The organism is Terrabacter carboxydivorans, assembly GCF_039532035.1.
Taxonomy (GTDB): domain Bacteria; phylum Actinomycetota; class Actinomycetes; order Actinomycetales; family Dermatophilaceae; genus Terrabacter; species Terrabacter carboxydivorans.
On record NZ_BAAARE010000001.1, the window covers coordinates 405,389 to 413,552 of the forward strand.

7 protein-coding genes and 1 tRNA gene are annotated in these 8,164 nt (G+C 68.2%); 3 read left to right on the forward strand and 5 right to left on the reverse strand.

Going from position 1 to position 8,164, the window contains the following annotated elements:
- The 3 genes from ABD297_RS01960 to ABD297_RS01970 form a co-directional block, all read left to right on the forward strand.
- The coding region (locus ABD297_RS01960) for an FG-GAP repeat domain-containing protein (protein WP_344252441.1) at positions 1-772 on the forward strand (772 nt) is incomplete at its 5' end.
- Positions 773-787: 15 nt separating this feature from the next.
- Positions 788-1,162 carry a YbaY family lipoprotein gene (locus tag ABD297_RS01965; RefSeq protein WP_344252443.1) on the forward strand — a complete coding sequence of 125 codons (375 nt, stop codon included), beginning with the start codon at positions 788-790 and terminating at the stop codon, positions 1,160-1,162.
- Positions 1,163-1,305: 143 nt separating this feature from the next.
- Positions 1,306-1,381 (forward strand) — tRNA-Lys (locus tag ABD297_RS01970).
- A gap of 14 nt (positions 1,382-1,395) precedes the next feature.
- Here the strand turns inward: ABD297_RS01970 and ABD297_RS01975 are convergent.
- The 5 genes from ABD297_RS01975 to ABD297_RS01995 all read right to left on the reverse strand — a co-directional run bounded on the left by ABD297_RS01975 (position 1,396) and on the right by ABD297_RS01995 (position 6,886).
- Positions 1,396-2,520 (reverse strand): tyrosine-type recombinase/integrase, encoded by a 1,125-nt coding sequence (locus ABD297_RS01975; protein WP_344252445.1) that lies wholly within the window; start codon positions 2,518-2,520, stop codon positions 1,396-1,398.
- Positions 2,520-2,705, reverse strand: coding sequence for a helix-turn-helix domain-containing protein (locus ABD297_RS01980; RefSeq protein WP_344252446.1), 186 nt, complete (start codon positions 2,703-2,705; stop codon positions 2,520-2,522). Before ABD297_RS01980 ends, ABD297_RS01975 begins: the two co-directional genes overlap by 1 nt.
- Positions 2,706-2,717: 12 nt before the next feature.
- A complete protein-coding gene (locus ABD297_RS01985; RefSeq protein WP_344252448.1) occupies positions 2,718-4,304 on the reverse strand; it encodes a replication initiator in 1,587 nt (528 codons plus the stop codon).
- A gap of 492 nt (positions 4,305-4,796) precedes the next feature.
- Positions 4,797-5,978, reverse strand: coding sequence for a hypothetical protein (locus ABD297_RS01990; protein ID WP_344252450.1), 1,182 nt, complete (start codon positions 5,976-5,978; stop codon positions 4,797-4,799).
- A 311-nt stretch (positions 5,979-6,289) separates the two neighbouring features.
- Positions 6,290-6,886 carry a DUF4241 domain-containing protein gene (locus tag ABD297_RS01995; RefSeq protein ID WP_344252452.1) on the reverse strand — a complete coding sequence of 199 codons (597 nt, stop codon included), beginning with the start codon at positions 6,884-6,886 and terminating at the stop codon, positions 6,290-6,292.
- Positions 6,887-8,164 lie beyond the last annotated feature (1,278 nt).

Consider the following 8,164-nt stretch of genomic DNA (forward strand, 5'->3'; position numbering starts at 1 on the left):
GCTCGGCACCATGAACGGCGGCGCCCTCACCTGGAGCTTCGTCGGCAACACCGCCGGCTTCGGCCACGCCATCAACGACGGACGACCCTTCTGGGTCGGCGACTTCACCGGCAACGGCACCACCGACGTGCTCTTCTACTACCCCGGCGACGACAACTGGTGGCTCGGCACCATGAACGGCGGCGCCCTCACCTGGAGCTTCGTCGGCAACACCGCCGGCTTCGGCCACGCCATCAACGACGGACGACCCTTCTGGGTCGGGGACTTCACCGGCAACGGCACCACCGACGTCCTCTTCTACTACCCCGGCGACGACAAATGGTGGCTTGGCACCATGACGGACGTCCCGTCGGAGAACAGCGAGTGCGCCGGCCTCCGGCAGCAGATCGCCCAGCACCGGGCCCGCATCCGCGAGCTCCAGGCGGCCAAGGCACACCTGAACCCGCGCGACCCGGCGGACCGGGTCGAGATCCTCGAGCTCGGGCGTCTCATCACGAGCGAGCGTCAGGCCATCACCGCCGCGCAGTCCAGGATGAGCAGCCTCAGCTGCCCCATCACGCCCAACCCGGGAGGCAGGCAGCTCACGTGGAGCCTGCTGGGCAACACCGCCGGCTTCGGCCACGGCATCAACGACGGACGCCCCTTCTGGGTCGGGGACTTCACGGGTGACGGCGCCGCCGACATCCTCTTCCACTACCGGGGCGACCTGAACTGGTGGCTCGGGAAGACGTCCTCCGGCGCTCTCTCGTGGGTGCTCTCGGGGACCTGGTGAGCGGATGATGGGTCGGTGAGCCCACAGCCCGACGACGTCGAACCGGAGCCTGTCGTGGTCCGCGTGCGCTGCCGTGTGCACGCGCCCGCGGACCACGGCAGGCTCACCGGGGCGGTCCTGCGTGTCAGCCTGGAGGACGTCTCCCTGGCCGATGCCCCCGCCGTCGTCGTCGCCTCGGCGCAGAGGCCGCTGCGGACGTCGGACGACCTGGCCGAGCCGGTGGAGCTGAGCGCGTCACTGTCCGGGCGGCGCACCTACACGGTGCGGGCCCACGTGTCGCGCACCGGTGAGCGGCAGGTCAGGGTCGCCGACCTCCTCTCCACCAGCAGCCACCCCGTCCGAGCGGTGCCGGGCACGGTCGACGTGGACGTCGAGCTCCGCGAGGTCTGAGACCCACCCGCCACGCACCACCGGGTGCCTGACGGCCGGCTGGCCTGCGGCATACTGGCACCGGGATTGCCACGTCGTCGGACGACCACCACGGTCGAACGGGTCGACGTGCCTCGGGAGGATGCGCTGCAGCCTCCCGCCCAGGGCCTCTAGCTCAGTCGGTAGAGCATCGGACTTTTAATCCGCCGGTCGTCGGTTCGAGCCCGACGGGGCCCACCACACGTTTGCGCAGGTCAGGCACTGTCTGCGCCTTTCGACTTGCCGAGCCCGTCGCCCTCGGAGGCGTCCAGGGGGCGCAAAAGGGGCACAAGCCCGTCAAGAGCCAGCGCCACGGCGTCCAGGTCGTCGCCGAACAGACCTGCGTAGACATCGAGCGTCATGGCCGCCGAGGCGTGCCCGAGCATCTGCTGCACCGCCTTGACGTTTGCGCCCGAGGCAATCGCCAGCGAGGCCGCGGTGTGCCTCAGGTCGTGGGGTGTGACCTCGACGACGCCGGCTGCCCGGCAGGCGGGGTCGAAGACACGACGACGCCAGTTGCCTAGGCGCAGGACGCCGCCCTCGGGGGCGGTGAACAGCAGGTCCTCGGGCCCCTTTCCCTGGCACTGTCCCTCGATCCCCTGGGCCAGCGACGGTGGGAACGGCACGGTCCTCGTGCGGTTCGTCTTCGGCAGCGACCACACCGCACGGCCGGCCACCTCCGTGACGCTTTCGGCGATGACGAGGCGACGGCGAAGCAGGTTGACCCGACGGACCCGGAGGGCAGCGAGCTCGCCGAAGCGCAGGCCGCAGAACGCGAGAACGGCCACGCTCAGGCCGTTCGGCTGTGCAGCCTCGACGAGGCGAGCGACCTCCGCGGCGCTCAGGAAGCGCGGATCTGCCCGCACTGCTCGCGGCAGCTGGACCCCTGCAGCAGGGTTTCGGGAGAGCCGTCCGTCCTTCACCGCCTCGGCCAGGATCAGCGAGAGCACCCGGTGCGCCTGCCGCACGGTTCCAGCCGACAGGCCGGTCGCCGACAGAGCGCCCACCCAGTCGCGGACATCACTGTGCCTCAGATCCGCGATGGCCCAGTCCCCGAAGCGAGGAAGGATGTGGCCGTTGACGAGCCCGCGGTAGCGCGTCGCGGTCGACACCTTGAGATGCGTCAGGCCACGAGCCCAGGCTTCGGCGACGTCACGCACCCGCACCTTGCCGGCCCGCGGATCGATGTACTGACCGCGATGCCGCTCAGCCTGCATCTGGTCGAGCCAACGTTGAGCGTCGACCTTGCGAGCGAAGTTCTTCTTGCGCTGTCGTCCACCCGGGTCGCGCCACCGTGCCTGCCAGCCGGGGTCCTTCGGGTTCCTGCTGATGCTCGCCATCACCCGACCTCCAGCTGCCCACGCGACCACTCGCGAACCGTCTCCGGGTCGAAGCGCAGGTGACGCCCGATCCGCATTGCTTGCGGGCCCTCATGCCGAACCCGCCACTGGTAGATCGTGGCCACCGGGACACGCAGAAAGTCGCTCACGTCCTGGACGGTCCACAACACATCAGTCTCACTCATTCCCCTTCTCCCCTACTCCGATTGCCCTGCCGTGATTGAAGAATCGACGCGCTGCGCTGCCTTCCACTGGGCATACTCGCGGGCCCGCGCAGCAGCGGCCTTCGCGAGCTCGGCATCGCCGTCGGTGTCCCAGCCTGACCCGGCGTACGACCACTGGCCCACGACGAGGGTGGTCTCCTCGAGGTCGTCCGAGAGGAGGTCGTCGAGGTCGCGGACGTCGAGGGTCCGGCCGTGGCGGCTGGCGTCAGCGAGGCGTCTCTGGAACCGCGTTCGGGCGCGACGCAACCGCCCCAGAGTGATCGAGTAGCGCCGCGACTTCGTGGAGAAGTGTCCGCGGAAGCCGAGCATCCGGTTCCACTTCCCGAGGAGTGCATACGGGTGCTCCCGGATCGGGGTCCCCTCAGCGCGCGCGTCGGTCCCGATGTGGTCGGTGACTTCGGCGAGGGTCGCGCGCAGCCGGCGTAGGTGTGGGTTGTCGCCGTTGATCAAGTCGCCGGCGGACTTGGTCGCGTACTTGGCCAGGTAGCCGGCGACCTGCCCCGAGGTGAGTTCACGGTCCGGATCGTCGGTGCGTCGGGAGGTCTTGATCGGGCGCACGTCGACCTGGGCACCGAACCGCAGCGTCCGGACCGGGTCATCATCGAAGAGCGGGGGCGCGTCGAAGGACACGCCGCCGACAGCCTGCTCGACGACCTGGGCGAGTATCGCCGCCGTCGTGGAGGCCGGGGAAGGGGCGAACCCGTCAGCCGTTTTGGGCCCGTCGAGACGGATCAGGGCGTGGAAGTGGACGATGCCACGTTGCTGGTACTCGGCGACCTTCGCGTACTGCACGGTGAGCAGCTCCGACAGCCGCGTCTCGGGAACACCGAGGTGTCGGGCCAGGAGCCGGCGCAGGTCGATGGTGAACCGGCGCCACAGCTCCGGCGCCCACCACTGCCATACGAGGTGGCTCTCGTAGTCGTAGCAGTCGCGGCACAGCGGCTGCCCGAGCAGCTCGTCCTCGTCGCCGTGTCGGTCGTGGCAGACCGTCGAGCGCCCGTGCTCGCACACCCGGTCCTGGCCTTTGACCGTGAAGGGCCGGCAGGTGCGGCCGCCCCGGGTGCCGTGTACGGTCCCGAACGAGGGCGCGGTCAGCGTCGCGAAGACGAGCGGGTTGTCGGCAACCGTGTCGGGGACGCCTTTGCCGCCGGCCACGCCGGCCCGAATCAAGTGGAACGTGTCTGCGGCGTAAAGCCGTGAGCAGGACGGGCAGTCCGCCGCGCGGCGATTCCCGCACCGCACGTGCAGCACCCCGAGCGGGCTGTCGGCCGAGGAGAAGCTCGAGAGCACCTCGCCGGTCCCAACGTCGACCGTGTCTGAGTGTCCGTGGAGCCGAATCGGCTTGGCGCAGTGCCCGACTCGGGAGGCTGCCTCGGACCACGCGTCGAAGTCGCGTGAGGTCAGCCGAGCGATGACCTGCGCCTCGGTGGCGGCGTCGAGGTGCCCCAGGTCAAGCGGGTGGCCCTCCCCGACCGGGGGCGCACTTGCGTGCTCGCGCGTTGGTTCAGCGGAACGCAGGGGCACGGCGTCCCAGATGCGGTCCCGTGTTGCCCGGCTCATCTCGGCCACCCCCTTCCCTGTTCCGGGGTGGGTGTGCCGTGCAGGTACTGCGGCTCCCGCTGCACGGCACACCCGGTCCGAAGGGCGGCCCAGAAACGATCGAGAAGCTGCCGGCGCTGCGGGGAGCCGCGCACACGCCAGGCCACGTCAGGTGATGACGATGAAGGTGGCGGACGAGAAGTTTCGTGTCTGTGTGTGTGGCGGCTATTCGTGTGGACGGCCTCTGGCCGGGGTGGGGAGCCGACCCCCAGGGCATCAAGCCCGCAGTTTTGTCAGTTCAGGTCTTTATGTTTGGGTATGTCCGCACTCCCACCATCCACGCCCAAGGTGCCGATCCACGAAGAAACACGCCGCGTGTCGCGCGGTCGAAGTTTCACCCACATGCCGAGAGTCGGACGTTGCGACTCGGCCGAGTTCGAAGGTTGTGGTTCGGGATTCTCGACGGCGGCGGCAGCCGTTCCACCGCCCTCGCGGCCCGCTCGCGCCTGGCCGTCACCAGTGGCTCTTGTCGTCCCAGGGTGTGAACGTGGCGAACTCGAGTGGGTCATCGAGCGGATCGAGTCCAGGCAGGCCATGGGTGACGTGGTTGCCCCGCGCCCAAGTAAGCAGCGTCTCGATCAGGCCGCTCTGCAGTGGTGGGTCCTGATCTCCGTCACGCGGAACGACTATCAACGGCCACGTGTCGGGATCACCCACGGTCAGCCAGGCGAGGTCGTCGCCCTCGATCGAGCTGGCGAAGGGCAGGAAACCTCCTCGCTCGGGCCATGCGCGCAACGGGTGGAACTCGGGGAACTCGGATCGGAGGCTCCGATAGATGTCCAAGGACTCAGCAGAGTGGTAGACCAGGCCACGCCCGGCGATCCGCAGCGGCGTCTGGAACCTCAGCCAGCCGCGCCAGACGCCGGCCCCGTAACGAGTCATGAGGGATGTGTACCCGGTGGGCAGACGGGTGCCGAGACGGTCGAATAGATCATCCCAGCTGCCTTCTCCGAGATACGGCGCGGCAGGTGGCGGTATCAGGGCGGTCAGCGCGTCGAACCCCGTCCCCTGGGTCAGTGCCGCCCGGCGCCGCGTCTGGGACGTGCCCCTGGGAGCAGGGGTAGGCGGGGTCCACGGCTCCGGGTCGGGCAGGAAGGCGGTGCGCCTGCCGGTTGCCGGGAGTGGGCCGATGCTTGGTGCGCGGGGGATCTCGATTCCGGACGTGATGGCTGTGTCCAGCGCGGCCAGCATCGGCATGTCCAGGTAGGTCCAGGGGTTCATGTGAGCACTGGCGGCGTTCTGGTCGAAGATCGCGGTCCTCCACTCATCGGGATCGTCGGATGGCGACGTGTCCCAGAACAGCACGTGCGCTCTTCTCGTCTCGCCCCAGGCCAACAGCCCGCCGGGCGCGGGGTGGAACGGTGGCGGGTCGAGTGGGGAGGCCTTACGTGAAGCGAGGCGACAGCGGCGATGTGTCTCGCTCAGCCACTTGGAGTACTCGAACCGCCCCTTCTGAATGCACGGCGTGTGCAGCCAGATGTGATCACCGATGTCCAATGGGCCGTAGGCCGTCGCGACGGCCTTGTAGTCACCGGGCAGCGATAGCCCAAGCCAGTCCTCGACGGCGACCCAATCGATCGGGACAGGGTCCATGGTTGGCGGTCCGAAGATTGTCGGGAACGACGAAAGGTCCACGCGCGCAACTGTGCCAGCAGAGCGGTCGCAGGTGCGCGCTGGTGCTGGGCCCGTTGCTGGACGGGCGTGGGTCGCGGGGTTCGGCCAGGGAGCCACCAACACCGCAGAGGACGTCTTTCAGCGGCTCGCTCAGTTCGTCGAGGAGGCCGAGGAGCGTGGACAGCCGATCAACTGGAGACAAAGCGTGACGGAGCGGATGATCGTCTGGCGGGCAGGCGAGGGCTGAGACGAGAGCGCACTCACATGCCGCGGATGGTGCGTCGCTCGTGTCCGATCTGAGGATGTCCTCCGGCGATGTGTCGGCCCGGTCGTCAGCCGATGTCGCCTTCGGAGAACGTGTCCAGGTCGACGACTACCTGAGCGAGGCGGTCGTCGGCGGAGTAGCCCAGCCACACGTCGTAGACGCCGTCGCCCTCGCCGCACCTGACCACAAGGCCGCCGTCGACGAGCTTGAACGGCTCCTGGTTCATGGAGTCCATCAGGTCGGCCGGGTCGCCGTCTTCCCGTTCCCGTGCATGCCGGTATGGCTCCACCCGGGCGTCATCGAGCAGCACGATGTTGCGCGAGTCGACCGCCACGCCGTGGCCCTCGCCAAAGCCGTTCTGCCAGCGAGTCGGCGGGGCGTCTGACTCCAAGATGGTGGCGGTCACCCCGCCAACGAGGTGCAGACGAGACCCCGGGGAGTCCGCGATCTCGATGGTGCTCAACGTGACCGCAAACGTGGCAGGCGCATCGGACACGCGGGGCATCCCGGGGAGGTGCCCGGCCAGGGGCCAGAACGCGTCCATGACGACGAGTCTTCCGGAGACGAACAGCTGGCCGGCGTCAACGGCGTTGATGACGTGTGAGTCACCCGGACCATAGGTGATGGTCCGGCCATAGGACTGGATCCTGTCGACGATATCCACGATGCCCCCTGAGATAGCTCCAGCCCGGTAACGACCTGCCGCGGCCGACGCTAGTACCTACACACGCACTCCACCGCCTGCCACCGCCTGACGTGAAGGCATCGCGGGTAGGCCCGAGCCGGGAGCCGGCCACGAACGTCCGGAACTGCCGCTCTGAGGGCGACTACGCTCGCCCGACCATGCCCCATAGGTCATTTCTCTGCATCGACCTGGTGATGACGCAACGCTTGTGTGCGCGCTGGTGTCAAATGGTGCAGGGACGGATACGTCCCCGGCCGCCCCGACCCAGGAACGTGGCCACTTTGGGGAGGAACCGTGAACCGACCGAGCAAGGCGGGCGCCGTAGCCGTTTCGCTCGCGGCAACGGTCGTTGTCTCTGCAACCAGCTGCTCGGACGGTGCGCAGGTCCCGGCCGACCGTTCAGCCGTTACAGCCACGTCGCATGCCGAGGGAACGACACGGCTAGCCGGCTACTCGGCCGCCTCCGGGAAGCGTGAGTTGACGATCTTCGTCATGGTGGACCAGCTGGCTACCCTCCGCGGGGTGTCCGTAGTGTCCGAGGATCCCGAGCGGGTGACCGTGAGTGCTGATCTGTCACGACGGCCAGGAAACGCAGTGGGCATGCTCGGATACGTTTGGCGCACCGTCCGGCTAGCGAAGCCACTGGGCCCCCGTCGGGTTGTGGATGCCAGCGGCACAGTCGTCCAGCCGATCTCGCCTGCCGACGTCGGCCCAACACCAGGGCCAGAGCGAACGACTTGGACCCCTGGCTGAAGCAGACGCACGTGGTCCCAACGCGCGGATCTGCCGCGCTCGGCTAGTACCTGAACTCGAGCAGCTGCTCGAACTCCTCTCTGCTGTCTACGCGCTCGACCGTTGGCCAAGGCGACTCTTCCCTGCGACCTTTCCAAGTCAGGTGCACCAAGAACACGTCGTCACGGTCCTGGACCAGCACTTCGTCCTGAGGCATCGCCTCCGCCACTACCGGTCCACTTGCGACCCTCCAACACGTGGCCCGGACCTACCTCGCGAGCCAGCTCTGCCTCGAGCAGCGCGGCACGCTCTTCTGAGCGGAGATCCAGCATGGGATCGACAAAGACGTACGTCTCGGTCCACGACTTAGGCCCACCGTACCGACGCCGAGACTCGAAGGGTCTGCTGCACGGATAGGTGGCATCTGATCTGCGTCGATGTGTGTCGGCGCTGGAAGGATGTGCACCATGCCCAAGGCGTTCCCCAACGAGTTCCGCGAGGACGTGATCCGGGTCTTCAAGGAGT